The 19,057-nt window shown below is 73.1% G+C and carries 15 protein-coding genes; 8 read left to right on the top strand and 7 right to left on the bottom strand.

Annotation, left to right across the window (positions count from 1 at the left end; genetic code table 11):
- Positions 1-68: 68 nt before the first annotated feature.
- A complete protein-coding gene (serC, locus tag ACZ4FV_RS02640) occupies positions 69-1,187 on the bottom strand; it encodes a phosphoserine transaminase (protein WP_395873375.1) in 1,119 nt (372 codons plus the stop codon).
- A 158-nt stretch (positions 1,188-1,345) separates the two neighbouring features.
- Between serC and ACZ4FV_RS02635 the strand changes: the two genes are divergently transcribed.
- Together ACZ4FV_RS02635 and ACZ4FV_RS02630 are read left to right on the top strand one after the other, a co-directional pair.
- Positions 1,346-4,201: an FAD-binding and (Fe-S)-binding domain-containing protein gene (locus ACZ4FV_RS02635; protein ID WP_402233810.1), complete on the top strand. Its 2,856-nt coding sequence runs from the start codon at positions 1,346-1,348 to the stop codon at positions 4,199-4,201.
- 61 nt (positions 4,202-4,262) lie between these two features.
- The gene (locus ACZ4FV_RS02630) at positions 4,263-4,694 is read left to right on the top strand and encodes a PPOX class F420-dependent oxidoreductase (RefSeq protein WP_395873373.1); all 432 of its coding nucleotides are present in this window, start codon (positions 4,263-4,265) and stop codon (positions 4,692-4,694) included.
- 75 nt (positions 4,695-4,769) lie between these two features.
- Here ACZ4FV_RS02630 and ACZ4FV_RS02625 read toward each other — a convergent pair whose 3' ends face one another.
- Positions 4,770-5,717, bottom strand: coding sequence for a threonine/serine dehydratase (locus tag ACZ4FV_RS02625; RefSeq protein WP_395873372.1), 948 nt, complete (start codon positions 5,715-5,717; stop codon positions 4,770-4,772).
- Between the two features lie 142 nt (positions 5,718-5,859).
- Here ACZ4FV_RS02625 and ACZ4FV_RS02620 point away from each other — a divergent pair, with 142 nt between their 5' ends.
- A complete protein-coding gene (locus tag ACZ4FV_RS02620; protein WP_395873371.1) occupies positions 5,860-6,708 on the top strand; it encodes a (2Fe-2S)-binding protein in 849 nt (282 codons plus the stop codon).
- 108 nt (positions 6,709-6,816) lie between these two features.
- Here ACZ4FV_RS02620 and ACZ4FV_RS02615 read toward each other — a convergent pair whose 3' ends face one another.
- Positions 6,817-7,929 (bottom strand): citrate synthase 2, encoded by a 1,113-nt coding sequence (locus ACZ4FV_RS02615; RefSeq protein WP_395873370.1) that lies wholly within the window; start codon positions 7,927-7,929, stop codon positions 6,817-6,819.
- A gap of 390 nt (positions 7,930-8,319) precedes the next feature.
- Between ACZ4FV_RS02615 and pdxH the strand changes: the two genes are divergently transcribed.
- On the top strand, positions 8,320-8,952 hold the full coding sequence (pdxH, locus tag ACZ4FV_RS02610) for a pyridoxamine 5'-phosphate oxidase (protein WP_395873388.1): 633 nt from the start codon (positions 8,320-8,322) through the stop codon (positions 8,950-8,952).
- Between the two features lie 439 nt (positions 8,953-9,391).
- Positions 9,392-10,648 (top strand): MFS transporter, encoded by a 1,257-nt coding sequence (locus tag ACZ4FV_RS02605; protein WP_395873369.1) that lies wholly within the window; start codon positions 9,392-9,394, stop codon positions 10,646-10,648.
- A gap of 42 nt (positions 10,649-10,690) precedes the next feature.
- Here the strand turns inward: ACZ4FV_RS02605 and ACZ4FV_RS02600 are convergent, their stop codons facing one another.
- The 3 genes from ACZ4FV_RS02600 to ACZ4FV_RS02590 all read right to left on the bottom strand — a co-directional run bounded on the left by ACZ4FV_RS02600 (position 10,691) and on the right by ACZ4FV_RS02590 (position 13,813).
- Entirely contained in the window at positions 10,691-11,437 is a 747-nt protein-coding gene (locus tag ACZ4FV_RS02600) for a hypothetical protein (protein WP_395873368.1), read from the bottom strand.
- 152 nt (positions 11,438-11,589) lie between these two features.
- Positions 11,590-12,336: a sugar isomerase domain-containing protein gene (locus ACZ4FV_RS02595; protein WP_395873367.1), complete on the bottom strand. Its 747-nt coding sequence runs from the start codon at positions 12,334-12,336 to the stop codon at positions 11,590-11,592.
- Between the two features lie 76 nt (positions 12,337-12,412).
- Entirely contained in the window at positions 12,413-13,813 is a 1,401-nt protein-coding gene (locus ACZ4FV_RS02590; protein ID WP_395873366.1) for a cryptochrome/photolyase family protein, read from the bottom strand.
- A gap of 196 nt (positions 13,814-14,009) precedes the next feature.
- Here ACZ4FV_RS02590 and ACZ4FV_RS02585 point away from each other — a divergent pair, with 196 nt between their 5' ends.
- Positions 14,010-14,699, top strand: a complete 690-nt coding sequence (locus ACZ4FV_RS02585; protein ID WP_355538171.1) for a metal-dependent transcriptional regulator — start codon at positions 14,010-14,012, stop codon at positions 14,697-14,699.
- 193 nt (positions 14,700-14,892) lie between these two features.
- Here ACZ4FV_RS02585 and ACZ4FV_RS02580 read toward each other — a convergent pair whose 3' ends face one another.
- Positions 14,893-15,549 (bottom strand): bifunctional DNA primase/polymerase, encoded by a 657-nt coding sequence (locus ACZ4FV_RS02580; protein WP_395873365.1) that lies wholly within the window; start codon positions 15,547-15,549, stop codon positions 14,893-14,895.
- 445 nt (positions 15,550-15,994) lie between these two features.
- On the opposite strand from ACZ4FV_RS02580, the gene ACZ4FV_RS02575 reads away from it, so the two are divergent.
- Both ACZ4FV_RS02575 and ACZ4FV_RS02570 read left to right on the top strand, forming a co-directional pair.
- Positions 15,995-17,371, top strand: coding sequence for a transcriptional regulator (locus ACZ4FV_RS02575; protein WP_395873364.1), 1,377 nt, complete (start codon positions 15,995-15,997; stop codon positions 17,369-17,371).
- Positions 17,372-17,577: 206 nt separating this feature from the next.
- Positions 17,578-18,966 carry a hypothetical protein gene (locus ACZ4FV_RS02570; RefSeq protein ID WP_402233819.1) on the top strand — a complete coding sequence of 463 codons (1,389 nt, stop codon included), beginning with the start codon at positions 17,578-17,580 and terminating at the stop codon, positions 18,964-18,966.
- Positions 18,967-19,057: the final 91 nt, after the last annotated feature.

Genomic DNA, 19,057 nt, shown 5'->3' with positions numbered 1-19,057 from the left:
CCGAAGGGCCGCCGCCCCGGGACCGGTTCGGTCCGGGGCGGCGGCCCCTCAGGCGCCGCGAACGCGGATCAGAGCTGCTCGATCACGTAGTCGACGCACGCGGTCAGCGCCTCGACGTCGGCCGGCTCGACGGCCGGGAACATCGCCACCCGGAGCTGGTTGCGGCCCAGCTTGCGGTAGGGCTCGGTGTCCACGATGCCGTTCGCGCGCAGCACCTTGGCCACCGCCGCCGCGTCCACCGAGTCGGCGAAGTCGATCGTGCCGACCACCTGCGAGCGGGCCGCCGGGTCGGTCACGAACGGGCTCGCGTACGAGGACTTCTCGGCCCACCCGTACAGCCGGCCCGACGAGTCGGCGGTGCGCCCGACGGCCCAGTCCAGGCCGCCCTGCCCGTTGATCCAGTCGAGCTGGTCGGCGAGCAGGAACAGCGTGCTCAGCGCCGGCGTGTTGTAGGTCTGGTCCTTGACCGAGTTGTCGATCGCGGTGGCCAGGTCGAAGAACGGCGGGATGTAGCGGTCCGACGCGGCGATCCGCTGCGCGCGCTCCAGCGCGGCCGGCGAGAACGCGGCGAGCCACAGACCGCCGTCGGCGGCGAAGTTCTTCTGCGGTGCGAAGTAGTACACGTCGGTCTCGGCCGCGTCCACCGGCAGCCCGCCCGCCGCGGAGGTCGCGTCGACGAGCACCAGCGAGCCCGTGTCGGCGCCGGCCGGCCGGGCGATGGGCATCGCGACACCGGTCGAGGTCTCGTTGTGGGTCAGGGCGTACACGTCCACGCCCGCCTCGGCCTGCGGCAGCGGGTGCGTGCCCGGCTCCGACTTGATCACCGTCGGCTCCTCCAGCCACGGCGCGGCCTTGACCGATGTGGCGAACTTGGAGGAGAACTCGCCGAACGACAGGTGCTGGGACTTGCGCTCGACCAGGCCGAACGCGGCGATGTCCCAGAAGGCGGTGGCGCCGCCGTTGCCCAGGATCACCTCGTAGCCCTCGGGCAGGGAGAACAGGCTGCCGACACCTTCGCGAACCCGGCGCACCAGGTTCTTCACCGGCGCCTGCCGGTGCGAGGTGCCCAGGAGAGAGGTACCGGTCGCCGCGAGAGCGGCGAGTGCCTCGGGACGTACCTTGGACGGGCCCGAACCGAACCGGCCGTCGGCGGGCATGAGCGCTGCGGGAATCTGGATCTCGGCCACGCGGAGAGCGTAGTCGTGTCCGATTCGTGGGTGATGTGTATTCCGCACAATGAGACGATCGCGCCCGGCATGTGGCACGGGGGCGTCTCGACGGGTGGGCGACACGCGCCCGGCGGCGGGCGTTCGACGGTCGGGTCGGCGTAACGAGTGAGGATGGCGTGGTGACGGCACAGCTCGGGGACCTCGAAGGCGCGCTGCGGGCGCGGGTGCGCGGCGAGGTCCGGTTCGACCCGCAGGCCCGCGCGCTGTACTCGATGGACGCCTCCAACCACCGCAAGGTGCCGCCGGGGGTCATCGCCCCGCTGGACGCCGAGGACGTGCTCGCGGCGCTCGCGGTGTGCCACGAGCGGGGCGTGCCGGTGACCGTACGCGGCGGCGGCACCAGCATCGCCGGTCAGGCCACCGGCAACGGCCTGGTGCTCGACCTGGCCCGGCACCTGAACCGCATCCACGACGTGGACCCGACCACCCGCGTCGCGCATGTCGAGCCCGGCGTGGTGCTCGACGACCTGCGCCGCGCGGCCGGCCGGTACGGGCTCACCTTCGGCCCGGACCCCTCCACACACAGCCGCTGCACGCTCGGCGGCATGATCGGCAACGACGCCTGCGGGTCGCACTCGGTCGCCTGGGGCCGCACGAGCGCGAACGTCGAATGGCTGGACGTCGCGACCATGGACGGCACCCGGATGCGGGTCGGCCGGGATCAGACGGTGCCCACCACCGGCCGCGCCGCCCAGATCCACGCCGCGCTCACCGACCTCGCCGACGCCAACCTGGCGCTGATCCGGCGGGGCTTCCCGGCCTTGCCGCGCCGGGTCTCCGGCTACGCCCTGGATCGACTGCTGCCCGAGCACGGACGCGACCTCGCCCGGGCCCTGGTCGGCACCGAGGGGACCTGCGTCGTGGTGCTCGGGGCCGGCCTGCGCCTGGTCGAGGCGCCCAAGGCGCGCGCCTTGGTGGTGCTCGGCTTCCCGGACGACTTCGCCGCGGCGGACGCGGCGCCCGGCCTGCTGCCGCACGGCCCGCTCACCGTGGAGAGCCTGAGCGCGGGCCTGGTCGCGTTGGCCGCGTCCGCGCGCGACGTGGCACTGCCGCCGGGCGCGGCCTGGTTGTTCGTCGAGGTCGGCGCGGACACGGTCGCCGAGGCGAAGGAGCGCGCACACGCGCTGGCCGGTTCCGGACCGGCGCGGGTGGTCACCGATCCGGCGGGGCAGCGCGCGCTGTGGCGGATCCGCGAGGAGGCGTCCGGCACCGCGACCCGGATGGCCGACGGCTCGGAGGCGTGGCCGGGCTGGGAGGACACCGCGGTGCCGCCCGAGCGGCTCGGCGCGTACCTGCGCGCGTTGGCCGCGCTGATGGACCGGCACGACCTGCGCGGCCTGCCCTACGGGCACTTCGGCGAGGGCTGCGTGCACATCCGGATCGATTTCGACCTGCTCACCACGCGTGGCGCCGCGGCGTATCGGGCGTTCTCGTCCGACCTGGCGGACCTGGTGGTCGCGCACGGCGGCTCGCTCTCCGGGGAACACGGCGACGGACAGGCCCGGGCCGAGTTCCTGCCCCGGATGTACGGACCGGAGATCGTCGAACTGTTCGGCGCGTTCAAGGCGATCTGGGATCCGGCGGGGCTGTTGAACCCGGGCATCGTGGTTCGTCCACACCCTGTGGACGGCAATCTGCGGTTCGCCGGGATGCGCACGCCCGTATCGGTCGAGTTCGGCTACCCGGCCGACGGCGGCGACTTCGCGGCGGCCGTACGGCGCTGCGTCGGGGTGGGCAAATGCCGCGAGTCGGCCGACACCTCCTCGGGCGGCGTGATGTGCCCGTCGTACCGGGTCACCGGCGAGGAGGCGCACTCCACGCGCGGGCGGGCCCGGCTGCTGCACGAGATGCTGATCGGCGAGGTGATCACCGACGGGTGGCGCTCCACCGAGGTCCGCGACGCGCTCGACCTGTGCCTGTCCTGCAAGGGCTGCCGCAGCGACTGTCCGGTGGACGTGGACATGGCCACCTACAAGGCCGAGTTCCTGCACCACCACTACCGGGGCCGGTTGCGGCCGGCGGCGCACTACGCGCTGGGCAATCTGCCGCTGCTGGCGCGCGCGATGGGGTCGGTGCCGGGCCTGGCGGGCCTGGCCAACGCGGCGGCCGGGGTGCCGGCGCTGCGGCGTGCGGCGCTCGGCCTGGCCGGACTCGACCGGACCCGGGAGATCCCCCCGTTCGCGCCCGAGCCGTTCACCCGGTGGTGGCGCGATCGGCCGCGCGTGAGCGGGAGTTCGCGCCGCCGGGTGGTCCTGTGGCCGGACACCTTCGGCAACCGGTTCCGACCCGAGGTCGGGCGCGCGGCGGTCGAGGTGCTGGAGGCGGCCGGACTGGAGGTGGTGGTGCCGCCGGGGTCGGTGTGCTGCGGCCTGACCTGGGTTTCGACCGGGCAACTGGACATCGCGCGACGGGTGATGGCCCGTACGGTGCGCACCCTGCGGCCGGCGATCGAGGCCGGGCTGCCGATCGTCGGTCTGGAACCGTCCTGCGCGGCGGCGCTGCGCACCGACGTACCCGAGTTGCTCGGCCGGTCGGCGGACGGCCTGGCCGACTCGGTCAAGACCTTCGCGCAGACGCTGGAGGAGTACGCGCCGCACTGGGCGCCGCCGGTGCTCGATCGTGAGGTGACCGGCCAACTGCACTGCCACCAGCACGCGGTGCTGGGCGACGCGGCCGACCGGCGGTTGCGCGCCCGAGCCGGGTTGACCGGCGAACTCGCGGGCGGTTGTTGCGGGTTGGCGGGCAACTTCGGCTACGAGGCGGCGCACGCCGAGGTGTCGCGGGCGGTCGCGGCGGACCGGCTGCTGCCGGCGCTCGCGGCCGCGGGACCGGACGCGGTGACCCTGGCCGACGGGTTCAGTTGCCGCACCCAGATCACCCACGTGAGCGACCGCCGCCCGATGCACCTGGCCGAACTCCTGGCCGCCGCACTGCCGTCGGCCCCGGACCCGGACCCGGTGGTGCGGCCGTGACGGTCACCCGTGTGCGCGGCGCGGGGAATAGCCGGCGGGCGATCGCGACTTGGCACCGGACATGACCGACACAGCGTTCAACCCGCGCACGCTCCTCGCCGAAAGCCGCCTGGGGGTCCTCGCCACGATCAAATCGGACGGCCGCCCCCAGCTCTCCCCGGTAATGCCGTTCTACGACGGGGAGGCCGGTGTCCTCTACGTCTCGATGACCGAGGGCCGTGCCAAGACGGCGAACCTGCGCCGCGACCCGCGAGCGGCCCTGGAGGTCACCAGCCCCGACGGTCGCTCCTGGGCCACGGCCGAGGGCACGGTGACCCTCGTCGGACCGGGCACCGACCCCGAGGGCCCGGAGGTCGAGGCGCTCGTGGACTACTACCGCCGTGCCGCCGGGGAGCACCCGGACTGGGCCGAATACCGCGCGGTGATGGTCGCCGACCGCCGGGTGCTGATGACGATGGCCGTCGACCACGTCTACGGCGCCGACATCGGCTGAATCCGGACGGTCCGGGCCACCGCGCGATCCCACGCTCGCGGTGGCCCCGGTACCCCGTGCTCCGGACCGCGGGTTCTAGACCAGGTTTCCCGGGTCGGTGTTGGCGCCGCACAGTATGACGGCGACCTTTTCGCCCTCGGCCGGGGTGTACGCGCCGGTGGAGAGGGCGGCGAGGGCCGTGGCGGCGGCGTGTTCGACGACGATGCGGAAGTTGTCCCACAGGGCCTGGCGGGACTCGACGATGGCCTTGTCGGAGACCAGGACCGAGAACGCGCCGGTGCGCTGAGCCGTGGCCAGCGCCGTGGCGGAGACCCGGCGCGCGCCCAGGGAGTCGGCGGCGATCGAGTCGGTCGGCACGTCCACGACCTCGCCCGCCTCCAGCGCGGCGTTCAGCGCCCGACAGTTCTCCGGTTCGACCGCGACGGTGCGGATCCCGTGTTCCTCGGCGGCGGTCGCCACGCCCGCGAACAGACCGCCGCCGCCGACCGAGACGATGACCGTGTCCAGCGTGCCGGGCAGGCTCGCGACCATCTCCGGCACCAGCGTCCCCGCGCCCGCCGCGATCAGCGGGTTGTCGTACGCGTGCGACAACAGCGCGCCGGTGTCCTCGGCGAACCGTCGCGACGCCTCCAGCGCGTCGGCGTACTCCCGGCCCACGAGCAGCACGTCCGCGCCGTACGTGCGCAACCGCTCGACCTTGATCCGCGGCGCCGTCTCCGGCAGGAACACCGTCGAGCGCACCCCGGCGCTGCGCGCCGCCCACGCGCACGCGAGGCCCGCGTTGCCGCCGGAGGCGATCACCACGCCGGCCTCGGGCATGGTGCCCGCCTCGATGTGCGCGGTGGTGAAGTTCGCGGCGCCGCGCGCCTTGAACGACCCGGTGTGCTGGATGTACTCCAACGCGAGCCACACGTGCGGCGACGGATGGATCGGCATCATGGTGACCGGCTGGGTCTGGCCCACGATGCGGTCGGCGGCGTTCCTGATGTCGCCGTAGGTCAGTTCGGGCGTGGCGGTATCCATGACGCACGACCCTATGCGCCGGCCGGCCGCCGCGGACCTCGGTCGGTGTGCCGACGAGCGGTCGCCCGGCACACGGGTGATGTGCGGGACATCTCGATCACTTACGTGGACATCCGGGTTAGGCAAGCCTTACCTTCGGATCATGACGTTGGTCGATCTTCGGGAGTCCGGGCCCTGCCCCGCGTTGACGGAGACCTTTCGCGGGCTCGGCGCGGCGTGTCCGCTGATCACGGTCGAGGCGGGGCATCCGCGGGCGGGTCTGCTGCGCGTGGCGCGCGTGGCCGAGGACCCCGAGGTGCTCGAGGGTGTGCTGACCGCCGAGCGGCAGCGGATCACCGCGTCCGTGGCCGCCGAGCCGCGCGCGGACGCGATCGCGATGTGGGCCCTGCACGGCTACGCCTGGTACGCGTGCCTGATGTTCGCCGGGCCGTGGTTCCTCAGCCGCCGGGTCCCGTTGGTGGACCTGGACGACGTATGGCTCGACCTCTCGCCGGAACGGTCGAGCAAGTGCCTCACCGTCACCTCGAACGCCTTCGCGTGCCTGCCCGACGACCCGGACGCGGGCGCTCCCGGCGCGCGGGTGGTGGCCGACGAGGCCGCCCTGCGCGCGGTGCTGCTGCGCGCGGTGTCCGAGCACCTGGAGCCGCTGCTCACCGCGTTCCGGCCGCACCTGCGGCGCGGCGAGCGGGTGGTGTGGGGGATGGTGGCGGACGAGGTGGTGAGCGCGGTCTGGTACCTGGGCCGCTCGCTGGGCGCGGACGAGGGCGAGCGCGCGGTCCGCGAACTCGGCGAACTCTTTCCCGGCGACACCGGCCGGTTCAAGCGCGACGCCGGATTCCGTACCCTCCGGGGCACCGAGGGCCGCACCCACTGCCACCGCACCCAGAGCGTGTGCTGCCTCTGGTACACGCTGGAGCCCGACGCGCTGTGCGGCACCTGCCCCCGCGCCGACGACGAGCGCCAGGTGGCCATCCTGGAAGGTCGCGTCTGACCGGGATCCCGTGGCGCGCGACCGGACCCGGGGCCGGGCCGGACATGACGGAACCCCGCACCCTGACGGGTGGCGGGGCTCCGGGTGAGCGTCGAGCGCGTCGAACGCTCAGTGCTTCAGGTTGCGGACCGTGTCGTCGTAGCCCGGGACCTCGGTGATCGGGCGGGTGCCCGGGCCGACGTACAGGGCGGCCGGACGCACCAGACGCGACGTGCGCTTGTGCTCCAGGATGTGCGCGCTCCACCCGGCGGTCCGGGCGCAGGTGAACATCGAGGTGAACATGTGGGCCGGCACCTGGGCGAAGTCCAGCATCACCGCGGCCCAGAACTCCACGTTGGTGGCCAGGATGCGGTCGGGGCGCCGAGCCTGGAGCTCCTCCAACGCCGCCTTCTCCAGTGCCGCGGCCACCTCGTAGCGAGGCGCCCCCAACTCCTTGGCCGTCCGTCGCAGCACACGTGCGCGAGGGTCCTCGGCGCGGTACACGCGGTGGCCGAAACCCATCAGGCGCTCGCCCCGGTCGAGGACGCCCTTGACGTACGCCGTGGCGTCGCCGGTGCGCTCGATCTCCTCGATCATGTGCAGCACGCGCGAGGGCGCACCACCGTGCAGCGGGCCGGACATCGCGCCGACCGCGCCGGACAGACACGCCGCGACATCGGCACCGGTGCCGGCGATCACCCGCGCGGTGAACGTCGAGGCGTTCATGCCGTGCTCGGCCGCCGACGTCCAATAGGCGTCGACCGCCTTGACGTGCTGCGGATCCGGCTCGCCGCGCCAGCGGATCATGAAGCGCTCGACGATGGTCTGCGCCTTGTCGATCTCGCTCTGCGGGACCATCGGCTTCTCCAAGCCGCGGGCCGACTGGGCGACATACGACAGCGCCATCACGGCGGCCCGGGCGAGGTCGTCCCGCGCCTGGGTGTCGTCGATGTCGTGCAGCGGTTTCAGACCCCACACCGGGGCGAGCATGGCCAGCGCGCTCTGCACGTCCACGCGGACATCGCCCGAATGGATCGGGATCGGAAACGGTTCGGCCGGTGGCAGGCCGGGGTTGAACGCCCCATCCACCAGCAGGCCCCAGACATTGCCGAACGAGACGTGGCCGACGAGATCCTCGATGTCCACACCTCGGTACCGGAGCGCGCCACCCTCCTTGTCGGGTTCGGCGATCTCCGTCTCGAACGCTATGACTCCTTCGAGCCCGGGTACGAACTCGGACATCAGGCGGCTCCTCATGCGATCTCGACTGACTTGTGGCCGGGTCCTTCATACCCCGCACTACCACACCGTGTCTTCCCCCGAAAAGGCCGGGGCGCATGGTGCCGATCAAGCTCCGCACCTGGGATCCGCCGGTGATTCGGGGAGGTGTTCCGCTCGGTCCGGGCGAGGCTCGGGATGGTGCCTCGCTTGAAGGTATGGGCCGATCGAAGTCCGTCGGTCAGGATATCTCTTGATATCGAGACGACCTACGCCGGAACGCACCCGGGCGAGTGAGGTCCGGCACAAATCGGCCCGGGTCGGTCACCCGATGGTCACTCGTCGGGGGTGATCGTGCCGGGGGCGGGCGACTGGTGGTACTCGTTGTCCGTGGAGTTCACCGAGCTTGCCGCGATGCGCCGGCAGTACCGAGGCGAAGGCATCGACGTCGGCGCCTTGCCGCCGACCCCCTTCCCGCTGTTCACCGCCTGGCTGGCCGAGGTGGCGGCGGCCGAACTGCCCGAGCCCAACGCGATGGTCGTGGCCACCGCGACGCCGGACGGACGGCCCAGCACCCGCACCGTCCTGCTCAAGGAGTTCGACGAACGGGGCTTCGTCTTCTATACGAACTACGGCTCGCGCAAGGGCGCCGAACTGGCCGCGAACCCGGCGGTGAGCCTGCTCTTCCCGTGGCACGCGCTCGCGCGTCAGGTAGTGGTGACCGGTTCGGCCGAACGGGTGTCGCGCGAGACCACCGCCGAGTACTTCCGCTCCCGGCCGCGCGGCTCGCGGATCGGTGCCTGGGCGAGCGAGCAGTCCGCCGCGGTCTCCGGGCGCGAGCAGTTGGAGAAGCGGTACGCCGAGGCCGAGGCCGGATTCGCGGCCATCGACGACATCCCGGTGCCGGAGTTCTGGGGCGGCTTTCGGGTCCGGCCGGACGCGGTGGAGTTCTGGCAGGGGCGCGAGAACCGGATGCACGACCGACTGCTGTACCTGCGCGAGGGCGACGAGGGGTCGAGGTGGCGGGTCGAGCGACTGAGCCCGTGAACCGGAATGGGTCGCGGGCCCCCGGTCGTCGGGTCGGACGAGTTTCGGCGCGACCGGGTTCGCCGCCGGGTCGGTCATCGGGTCCGTGAACGACAGCGACCCGCAGGTCGCTTCTCCGTCCACCTCGGTGAGGTGGAACGAAGGCCGGGGGACGATCCCGGCGACCTGCGGGTCGGGTGTCTGCCTGGTGTTGCCGGCCGCCTGCCTGCGTCCGTCGCGGTGCACTCACGACGGGGCCTGCCGAGCCGGTAAACCGGAGTGGCGGCTAGCGGGCAGCCACCTCACGCGTCCGAATGCTATGCAACTTCAGACCACCTCCTCTCCCGTGTGCCAGTGAGGTTAGATCCGCTCGTGGGCGGGTGCAACGCATTTTCGGGGTGCCCGATCCCACATCGAAATCAGGAATAGATGCAGGGGGCATTGGGATTGGATGAGGCGGGTGCCCCCTGCCTCGAAACGCTTCGCCAAAGCCGTCCTGGCGGACGTGACCCCGCTGCGCGAGTTCCCCGACTTCCGTCGCCTGTGGTTCGGGCACTCGGTGTCCTCGCTGGGCCAGCAGATGACCGCCGTCGCGGTGGCGATCCAGGTGTACGACCTGACCGGGTCCAATTTCGCGGTCGGGGTGGTGGGGCTGTGCTCGGTGCTTCCGCTGATCGTGTTCGGGCTGCTCGGCGGCGCGATCGCGGACAGCCTGGACCGCCGACTGGTCGGCCTGGTGACCGCGAGCGGACTCGCCGCGGTGTCGATCGTGTTGGCCGGGCAGGCGTTCCTCGACCTCGCACAGGTGTGGCTGCTGTACGTGGCGGTCGCGGTGCAGTCGGCGTTCTTCGCGGTGAACAACCCCGCGCGCACCTCGATGCTCCCCAAACTGTTGCCGCCGGCGCGGCTGCCCGCGGCCAACGCGCTGAACTCGATAGCGATGGCCCTCGCGATGACGGTCGGGCCGATGCTGGGCGGCCTGGTGATCGGCCTGTGGAGCTTCCAGGCCGCCTACCTGATCGACGCGATCGCCTTCTCCGCGGCGCTGTACGCGATGTGGCGGCTGCCGTCGATGCCGCCGACCCGGGCCGAGGACGGGCGCAAGCGGGCCTCGGTGCTGGAGGGGCTGCGTTTTCTGCGCGGCAGGCCCAACGTCCGGATGACGTTCCTGACCGACATCGTCGCGATGGTGTTCGGCATGCCCCGCGCGCTGTTCCCGGCGATGGCGGCGACGCTGTACGGCGGCGGGGCGACCACGGTCGGCCTGCTGGTCGCGGCGCCGGCGGTCGGCGCGCTCGCGGGCGGATTGTTCTCCGGTTGGCTGGGCCGCGTGCGGCGGCAGGGGCGCGCGGTGGTGCTCGCGGTGATCGCGTGGGGCTCGTGCATCACCGTGTTCGGGCTGGGCGGTCCGCTGTGGCTGGGACTGATCCTGCTCGCCCTGGCGGGCTGCGCGGACACCATCAGCATGGTGTTCCGGAACACCATCATGCAGGTGGCGACGCCGGACGCGATGCGTGGGCGACTGGCCGGCGTGTTCATCGTGGTGGTCGCCGGCGGGCCACGGCTGGGCGACTTCGAGGCCGGGTCGGTGGCGTCGCTGACCACCGAGCGCATCTCGGTGGTCAGCGGCGGCCTGGCCTGCGTGGTCCTGGTGATCGTGCTGTCGCTGCGGTGGCGCGGCTTCTGGCGCTACGACGCGCGCGATCCGCAACCGTAGGGCGTGTCGCACGGGTGCGCGCGCCGGCCGGTGCGGCGGGCGTCAGGTGCGCGGCGCGATCCACACCTGTTCGGCGTGCGCGGCCACCCGGCCCTCGGCGTCGTAGAGCGTCGTCGCGGTGCGCACCTTGCGGCCCTCGCGGCCGAGTCGGCGGCCGAGCACGACGCACGGTTCGTCGGGATAGGGCAGTGCGTACACGTACGCGGTCATCCGGCCCAGCAGGAGCGCGGTGTCGGCGTCCATCCCGGTCCAGCCGCCGGGGCAGTCGAGCGCGGCCCAGACGAACTCGGGCCCGATCTGCTCGGTACCGGGCGCCACCAGCGAGGTGTGCGGGGTCCACACGCACGCGTTGGTGTCCGGACGGTCGGCGAGCAGGCCGGGGAACAACCGCAGGCCGTCGCCCTCGGCGCGCCCGGTGCCGCACACGAAGCATTCGGTGTAGGGGTTCCACGCCGCGAAGCCGGGGAAGGCCCGGCTCGCCTCGCGGGCCTCGGCCGGAGTGGCCGCGTCGATCGGCGTGGGCAGCGGCAGCGCGGCGTCGACCGGGATCGCCTCCGCGATCGGCCCGTCCTCCCGACCCAGGGTCAGCCCGCCGGTAGCGGCGTCGCGGGTGACCGGCAGCGGCCGATCCAGCGGCATCGCGCGGCGCAGCGTCACGGTCACCCCGGAGGCCGTCCCGCCGCTCGCTCGCGCGGCCAGCAGCCCGGCCAGGTAGCCGCCGTTGCCCATGCCCGGCGGCCCGTTGAAGCGGGCCGGGACCACGATCGCGGCCGAGCGCCGGTCGGGCACCTCGACCGGCTCGGCCGCCGGCGGCGGAGCGGTGGGAGACCGTCGGTCCGCCGCCGGCGGCGGAGCGGTGGGAGACCGTCGGTCCGGGGTCTGCCGGTCCGGCGCCCGCCGATCGGGAGACTGGGACCGTGCGTTGGGATGCACTGCCGGGTTCACCTCAGGTAGAAGATCCGGTCCGCGTGTTCGGCCAGCAACCGCTCGTTCCACGCGGCTCCGCCCTCGACGTTCGCGGACATGAACACCGGGGGTTCGACCCCCCGGGAAACCAGGTGGCCGATCACGCCGACCATGAGTGTCTGCAGCACCGCCGAGCACACCACGCCCGAGGTCGGGCCGATCCGCTGCGGTACGCCGTCCACCTCCAGCGCGGCGTCGCCGGGCGCGATGGCGGTGTCCAGGACGATGTCGCAGTTGTCGAGGACTCGCGTACCCGACGGATGCCTGGGCGACTCGGCCCTGCTGGCCACGATCGAGGTGACGCCGATCACGAGCACGCCGCGCTCGCGCGCCTGACGGGCCAGCTCCACGGGCAGCCCGTTGCGTCCGGACAACGAGATCACCACGAGCGCGTCGCCCTTGCGCAGGCCCGCGCCGTCCAGGACCGGGCCGGCCAGTTCGGCGAGCTTCTCCACCGCGGTGCTGACCGTGATCGGGCGCACGGTCAGTTCGTTGCCTGGGGCGATCAGCGGGTTGGCCAGGATCAGGCCGCCCGCGCGGTAGATCACGTCCTGCGCGGCGAGCGCGGAGTGGCCGCCGCCGAACACGAACAGCCGGCCACCGGCCGCCAACGCCTCGGCGATCCGGTCCGCGGCACGGTCGACGGTGGGCAGCTCTTCGTCCCGCAGTCGCTCCAGCAGCGCGATCGCCGCGTCGAGGTAGCGCGCACCCAGCTCGACCATCCCCGGTCCTCCCGTTCGTTTCGGTGTGTTCCGAGCTTCGTATACGGATCCGCCGTGCGTACGCGGATCCGGCACCTTACCGCCGGATCGCCTGGTAGCGGTCGAGCGCGACGCGTCTTTCCTCGGCGTGCTCGACGACCGGGTCGGGATAGCCCTCGACGCCGATCCGCCACGGCTCGTGCACCGCCTTGCCCGCGATGCCGCGCAACTCGGGGACGTAGCGCCGGACGTAGTCCCCGTCGGGGTCGAACCTTCGGCCCTGGGTGATCGGATTGAAGACCCGAAACCACGGCGACGCGTCCGTGCCGCAGCCCGCGGTCCACTGCCAGCCGTGGCTGTTGGAGGCGAGGTCGCCGTCCACGAGGTGCCGCATGAAGTGCGCCGCGCCGCGCGTCCACTCCTGGTGCAGGTCCTTGACCAGGAAGGACGCGACCACCATGCGCACCCGGTTGTGCATCCAGCCCTCGGCGAGCAGTTGCCGCATCCCCGCGTCCACGAACGGGAAGCCGGTCCGGCCCGCGCGCCACGCGTCGAACAGCGCGTCTGCGTCCGGGCCGCTGTCGTAGCGCATGTCGGCCATGTCCCGGTTCAGGTACTCGCGGGCGGTCTCCGGCTGGTGCCACAACACGTCGGCGTAGAACTCGCGCCAGGCCAGTTCGCTGCGGAAGGTCTCGTCGACCCGGCCGGCGAGCAGTGTGCGCGGGTGGATCTCGCCGAATTTCAGGTGCACCGACAGCCGGGAGGTGCCGTTCAGGTCGGCCCGGTCGCGCAGTTCGCGGTAGCGGTCCAGGCCGTGCGCGCGGAACTCGTCCCAGGTCTCGCGCGCGACCCGCTCGCCCGCCTCGGGCAGGCGTACCCCGGCGGGCGCGGGGGCGGCCGGGTAGTCGACCGAGTCGGCCCACGCCCACGTGAGATCGGTCGGTCGCGGCAGCGGGGCGCGCCGGTCGTGCTCGAGCCACGCGCGCAGGAACGGCGTGAACACCCGGTAGGGCGACCCGTCGGCCTTGCGCACCCGCCCCGGGGCCACCGCGTACGGCGATCCGGTGGCCCGCAGCGGCACTTCGAGGGCCGCCGCGACGGCCGCGTCGCGGGTGCGCCCGTAGGGCCCGAAGTCGGCGCTGACGTGCACCTCGGCGGCGCCGACCGCGCGCACGAGCGCGGGCAGCTCGCGGGTCGGGTCGCCCGCGCGGATCACCAGACGCCCGCCGAGCTCGCGCAGGTCCGCGTCCAGGGCGCGCAGCGAGCGGATCAGGTGTGCCCGGCGGGCGGGCCCGGAGGCGTCCCACAGGACCGGGTCCAGGACGAACAGCGGCAACACCCGGGCGGGCTCGCCGTCCCCGGTGCCGGGAAAGCCGGTTCCGGCCGCGGCGTGCAGTGCCGGATGATCGGTCAGCCGGAGATCACGACGGAACCAGAGGACATGTACACGATCGGGGGATCCGGACGGACCCGAGGTCTTCCGGGATGGCAATGGCATACCGGAACGTTATGACCGTACGCACCCCACAGCGTGGGCCCACGCGGGCGGCAGACACGTACGGATGACGCGGCGGCACGCGCGGGACGGCGCGGACGGGGAAAGCCGCGGGGGCTCGATCGGCCGGACGTCCGCGTCGGCGGTCCAGGTGCGTCAGAATTGGACGGCAGGACCACCAAGAACGGAGCCGCTGGTCGTGAGTGGACTCATCGACACCACGGAGATGTACCTCCGGACGATTTTCGAGCTGGAGGAGGAGGGCGTGGTCCCGCTGCGGGCGCGGATCGCGGAGCGGCTGGAGCAGAGCGGGCCGACCGTGAGCCAGACCGTGGCACGGATGGAGCGGGACGGGTTGTTGACGGTCGAAGGTGACCGTCACCTGGAACTGACGCCCGAAGGGCGGGGAATCGCGACGCGGGTCATGCGCAAGCACCGGCTCGCCGAGTGCCTGCTCGTGGACGTCATCGGATTGCCCTGGGAACAGGTGCACGCCGAGGCGTGCCGTTGGGAGCACGTGATCAGTGAGCAGGTGGAACGTCGCCTGCTCGAACTGCTGCGCTATCCCAAGGAATCGCCGTACGGCAACCCGATCCCGGGCCTGGAGGAGCTGGACCAGGAGCTGCACGCCGACTCCTTCAAGGAAGGCGGGCTGGTCACGCTGCTCGAGTCGGCGGGGCCGGAAGGCAAGAACGTCGTGGTGCGGCGGCTCGGTGAGCCGCTGCAGACCGACGCCCAACTGATGTACACGTTGCGCCGAGCCGGGATTCGTCCCGGGGCGGTCGTGAGTGTGCACGAGTCCGCGGGTGGCGTGATGGCGGGCAGCGGCGGCGAAGCCGCGGAGCTGTCGCCGGAGGTCGCGTCGCACGTGTTTGTGGCCGCGCGGTAGTTGCGCGTAAGCGCGCGGGTCGATGGGCCCTCGTATCCGAGATGGTTCGGGTGCGAGGGCCCTTGCGTTGCGTCTTGGGCGGGTTGGGGGTTTTGTGCCCACCCGCCCATTCGCGCCTTCGGGTGGGATGGCTGCGGATCCACCGCGATGGGGCGGCGTGCTGGGGCCCCGCGACCACTGGGCAGGTTGTTCGCTACCTGGCCTCGACCAGTGCTCGGCCGCAGGCGTAGGCGATGGGGCTCACCAGTTCGCGGGCTTCGGGGAGCCAGCGGTTGAGTTCGGTGGGTTCGCGGGCCCACGAGGCGCTGCCGGAGCTGCCCATCCGGGACGGCGGGGCGACCACCCAGTCGCCCTCGCCCTTGGGGATCAGGTCGATCGCGCTGGTGCCCCAGCCGATGCGGCGCAACATCTCGCCCATCTTGTCCCGGGCGCCGGGGAGTACGAAAAACTGGAGCCGCCGGGTCGGGGTCGCGATCACCGGGCCGAGCGGCAGCCCCATGCGCTCCAGCCGGGCCAGCGCGAGGCAGCCGGCCTGTTCCGGGACGTCGATCACGTCGAAGCCGCGACCGGTGGGCAGCAGGATCGCCGCGTCCGGGTGCTCGCTCCACCAGCGCCGCACCAGCGCCGGCGAGCTGGCCGCCTGGACCGCCCAGTCGCGCAAGATGGGGTGCGCGCCCGGGGTGGCGCATCCGGGATGGCCGCAGCTGCAACGACGCCCCGCACTGTTCTCGATCACCGAGGCGCCGGGAACCACGTCCCAGTGCCGGTCCCCGGCGTAACGGACTGCGGTCTCTACAAGCGTGTCGCGGGCGAGCTGCCGGGCCCCCAGGGTGTCTTCCACGTGCTGCACAACTGTGGGACCACGGGATGGTTACGGCCGGCCGCCGCCGCACTCGCGGCCACCCGTGCGGCGGACCCCGAACGGCGCGGGGTCGCGCGCCGGAGCGCCGCACTCCGGGAGGGCGAAACCGGATGATCAGGGGCGACGGGATCACCGGTGGCCATCCGGCGCAAGGGGGGCGCATGGGTGCAGACCCGGGGGCGCAATGAAGGGTGCCCTATCCGCTGCTCTATACGGGTCACTACGCTCCGTACGCGGATGACATTTCATACGACCGGCGGGCAAGATCGGCAATTCCGGCCGGCCCGGATCTCGGCAGATGGATGACGTCCGCTGGACACGCATCACGGACTCATCAGGCATCAGGGCGAGGACACGACAGGGCCGGAGGATCCCCGTCGCGCCGATCCCGCATGCCACAAGCCCGCACCGACGGGTCGGGGAGGGAACGCCGATGGCCGCGCGAACGCAGGCGAGCAGGCAGCCCAACGAAAGGTTGACGGCACTGATCCAGGAGGCCGGCTGCTCGAATGCCGGGCTCGCCCGCCGGGTCAACATGTGCGGTGCCGAGCACGGCATGGACCTGCGCTACGACAAGACCTCGGTGGCCCGCTGGCTGCGCGGTCAGCAGCCGCGCGGCGCGGTGCCCAACCTGATCGCCGAGGCGATCGGCCGCAAGCTCGGCCGGCCGGTCACCGTCGAGGAGATCGGCATGGCCGACGGTCGCAGCCTGGCGACCAACGTCGGCCTCCAGTTCGCCGCCACACCGGCGGCCACCGTCGAGGTGGTCACCGAGTTGTGGCGCAGCGACGTCAACCGGCGCGACTTCCTGCTCAACTCCTCGGTCGCGGTGGCCGCGCTGGTCGCGCCCAGCCGGGACTGGTTGATCACCGAGCCGGACGCGCAGGTGGCTCGGATCGGCGGGCCGCGCGTGGGCGCCTCCGACATCGAGGCGGTGTGCGCGACCACGGACATGTTGTCCGCGCTGGACCACCGGTTCGGCGCCGGCCACATCCGCCCGGTCGTCGTGCACTATCTGGGCAGCGTGGTCACCCAGCTGCTCAACGGGACCTATTCCGACGAGACGGGTCGCGCGCTGTTCGCGGCCGTGGCCCGACTCACCGAGCTGGCCGGTTACATGGCCGTGGACACCGGCCAGCCGGGTCTCGCCCAGCGCTACTACATCCAGGCCCTGCGGCTGACCCAGGCCGCGGGCGACCGCGCCTACGGCGGATACGTGCTCGCCGCCGGGATGAGCCACCTCGCGGGCAGCCTGGGCAACCCGCGCGAGATCACCCAGCTCGCGCGCGCCGCGCAGGAGGGCGCCAAGCAGGAGGCCACGCCCACCACCCAGGCGATGTTCCACGCCGCCGAGGCACGCGGGCACGCGCTGCTCGGCGACGCGCGCGCGTGCGAGGCGTCGTTGTCCCGGGCCCAGTCCGCGATGGACGTCGCGACGCCGGACGAGGATCCGCAGTGGATAGGGCACTTCTCCCAGGCGTACCTCGCCGACGAATTCGCGCACTGCTACCGCGACCTGGACCGGCCCCGACAGGCCGAGGCGGCGGCCCGCGCGGCCCTGGACGGGCACGCCGACACGCGGGTCCGGCGGCGGGCCGTGGACACCCTGCTGCTGGCCACCGCGCACCTGCAACAGAACCGGCTCGACGAGGCGTGCTCGGTCGGCGCACAGGCGCTGGACCTGGTGGGCCGGCTGCACTCGGCGCGCGGCCTCGAATACCTCAAGGACTTCCAGCGCCGACTGGAGCCGTATCGCGACGAGCACGTGGTCCGCGAATTCGCCGAGGCCGTGCACGCCGTCCCGGTCTGAGCCGCGCGTGGGCCGCCGACCTGCGCGAAGACGCGTTTCCTCGGCCGATTTCGGCCGGTGGAGTCGGTGCGCCCGGGGGCGCGCCGCTGTTCGCCACTCGAACGTCTGAGTTACCGTCGGGCGGAACGCGGTCCCGGCCGCCGGGCGAACCGGCGGTCGCGCGGCCGCCGGGCGCGACGGCTCGAGGCGACGAACGGGTGGATGGCATGGGATCCGGTGGAGCGGACGGCGGCGGGGGCGAACGGGGCGGGGGCGGCGAGCAGCCGCCGGGGCCGTCACCGTTCGGTCCGCTCGAACTCCCGCGCGACGAAACCGAGGTGCTGCCGAGGTTCGAGGACTACGCGGACCAGGGGCCGCCGCAGGGGTACGGCGCGCCACAACAGCCCTACGGCGCGGCGCAGCCGTACGGCGGCGGGCCCTACCCGCCGAACGAGCCGTACCGGACGAACCCGCCCTACCCGCAGGCGTCGGGAGGCCCGGCCGACCAACCCGGAGCGACCCGGCTCGCGCCGCTCCCCGGGCACGCGCCGCCCGCCGCGCCGGGGCACGTACCGCCGCGCCCCGTGCACGCGCCCCCGGGGGCGCCCGGCGCGTCGGCCGGTCCGGCGGTCGGGCCGGACCTGTTCCGCCCCGACCCGGCGCCCGCCGGCGGACCGGCCGACGCCACCCAGGTGTTCCCGGCCGGATTGTTCCGGGACGACGTCGGCGCCTCGCCGGCCGGACCGGGACCTGCGGGCACCTCCGGACAACCGCTGCCGCCGGCCTACTCGGCGCAGCCGGCGCCTCCCGCCTACACGGCGCGGCCCCCGGCCCCCGGCCCGGTGGGGCCGCCCGCGGCCGCCGGATACGCCGCGCAGCAGCCCTACTCCCCGCAGTACGCGCCGCCGGGCGCCCCGCCGCACGGGCCCGGGCCGGGCGGTCACGGCGACTCCGGCTCCGGGCGGCCCAGGACCCCGCTGATCGCGGCCGGCGTCGGTGCGCTCGTCGTGGTCGCCGCGATCGGCGTGTTCGCCAGCGGCGCGTTCGGCGACGACGACAAGAGCGACAGCGCGGACAAGGGCACCGCGGCCGGCTCGTCCGCGAAGCCGGACCCGTCGGGCTCCGGAGCGCCCGGGACCACCGCACCGCCGGCCAAGGCCGACGAGGCCGGCGCCCAGGCGTCCGCCGTGGACCGGCTCCTCCAGGCCGGCGCCGGGTCCCGCCAGGTGGTGTCCCAGGCCGTGCAGCGGATCCAGAAGTGCGACGACCCCGCGGCCGGCGCGCAATCCCTGAACGAGGCGGCCCGACAGCGCGACCAGCAACTCGCCGGCCTGGCCAAGTTGTCCACCGACAAGCTCACCGGCGGCGCCCAGTTGGTCGCGGGCCTGCGCGACGCGTGGACCGCCTCCGCCGAGTCGGACCGCGAACTCGCGGCCTGGGGAACCGAGATGGCCCAGGGCGGCTGCAAGGGCAAGCGCGCCGAGAACACCGACCACAAGCGCGCCGCCGACCGCGCGAGCGGGCGGGCCACCACCGCGAAGAACAAGGTGGTCGGGCTGTGGAACCCGATCGCCACCGAGCACAACCTCAAGAAGCGCACCGCCGGCGAGTTCTGAGCCCCGGACCCGCCCCGGTCCGGCCGGCCGGCGAGCTCGGGGCAGGCGGGCCCGCTCCGGACCCGTCGGGCGGCGAACTCCGAGCCCCCGG

It is taken from the genome of Embleya sp. NPDC025285 (assembly GCF_055558835.1).
This window is presented reverse-complemented; position numbering and strand designations above follow the sequence as displayed.

Coding starts and splice junctions, on each gene's coding strand:
- ACZ4FV_RS02630 (WP_395873373.1), top strand. CDS start 4,263: ATGACCGACACAGCGTTCAACCCGCGCACGCTCCTCGCCGAAAGCCGC.
- ACZ4FV_RS02625 (WP_395873372.1), bottom strand. CDS start 5,717: ATGGATACCGCCACGCCCGAACTGACCTACGGCGACATCAGGAACGCC.
- ACZ4FV_RS02620 (WP_395873371.1), top strand. CDS start 5,860: ATGACGTTGGTCGATCTTCGGGAGTCCGGGCCCTGCCCCGCGTTGACG.
- ACZ4FV_RS02615 (WP_395873370.1), bottom strand. CDS start 7,929: ATGTCCGAGTTCGTACCCGGGCTCGAAGGAGTCATAGCGTTCGAGACG.
- pdxH (WP_395873388.1), top strand. CDS start 8,320: ATGCGCCGGCAGTACCGAGGCGAAGGCATCGACGTCGGCGCCTTGCCG.
- ACZ4FV_RS02595 (WP_395873367.1), bottom strand. CDS start 12,336: ATGGTCGAGCTGGGTGCGCGCTACCTCGACGCGGCGATCGCGCTGCTG.
- ACZ4FV_RS02590 (WP_395873366.1), bottom strand. CDS start 13,813: ATGCCATTGCCATCCCGGAAGACCTCGGGTCCGTCCGGATCCCCCGAT.
- ACZ4FV_RS02575 (WP_395873364.1), top strand. CDS start 15,995: ATGGCCGCGCGAACGCAGGCGAGCAGGCAGCCCAACGAAAGGTTGACG.
- ACZ4FV_RS02570 (WP_402233819.1), top strand. CDS start 17,578: ATGGGATCCGGTGGAGCGGACGGCGGCGGGGGCGAACGGGGCGGGGGC.